This is a genomic window from Streptococcus sp. GMD1S (assembly GCF_000296875.1).
Taxonomy (GTDB): domain Bacteria; phylum Bacillota; class Bacilli; order Lactobacillales; family Streptococcaceae; genus Streptococcus.
Genome location: NZ_AJQY01000199.1, coordinates 1 through 909 on the forward strand (window position 1 = coordinate 1; position 909 = coordinate 909).

The 909-nt window shown below is 40.3% G+C and carries 1 pseudogene; it reads left to right on the forward strand.

The annotated features are described in order from the left end of the window. Positions 1-138: 138 nt before the first annotated feature. A pseudogene (locus GMD1S_RS08265) lies at positions 139-909 on the forward strand (N-acetylmuramoyl-L-alanine amidase); the annotation flags it as partial.

Below are 909 nucleotides of genomic sequence, written 5' to 3' on the forward strand. Positions count from 1 at the left end.
GTCTATATCCAGCATGAAAAAACCAGCCTGTCTAAGATGGGCGAACGCTTTATCGAGTATCTACTAGAAGAAGTTCAATTCGATAATTGATAAAAAATAAAGATTAAAAGGGAAAGAGAAAAAGTTAGGAAATAGAAAGTGAAAAAGTTACTACTTGCCAGTGCTCTGATTCTGTCAATAGCAGGATCTATATTAGCTCCCGTCTCTGCAGAAGAAAACCAATCACAAACTCCTTCTGCTGTTAAAGAAAAGCAATCCAAAGATGATCAAAAAGATGCTATTGTTAAGGAGAATACAGAACCCGAAGTTCTTCCAAAAGTAGATGCGCAAGAAGCCAAACCCAAAAAAGAGGGCTGGTACCAAGAAAACTACCACTGGCGCTTCTACCAAGATGACCAACCTGCAGTGAACTGGAAAAAAATTCAAGGCAAATGGTACTACTTCGACCAAAATGGTGACCGTCTCCAGTCCACTATCTATAAAGGTTATGCCTTTGACCAAGAGGGTGCTATGGTGGAAAATAGCTGGACCAAATTGGAGAATCAATGGTATTACGCTGCTCCTTCTGGACGATTAACTCAAAATGCTTGGAAAAAAATCAATGGTGCTTGGTACTATTTTGACCAAACTGGAATCATGCTCAGCAATACAAGCATTGATGGCTATTTCTTAGGTCAAAGTGGAGCCATGGTATCTCAAGGTTGGCAAGAGGTCAATCACGTTTGGTACTACGTTCTGCCGTCAGGAAAAATCTCTCAAGACAAATGGGAGAAAATCAAGGGTACTTGGTACTATTTTGACAAAGAAGGAAGGATGTTGAGCGAAACAACCTTCAAGGGCTACCTCTTTAAGAAGAGTGGAGCTATGGCAGAAAACAACTGGGTCAAAATCAAGGATACTTGGTTCTAT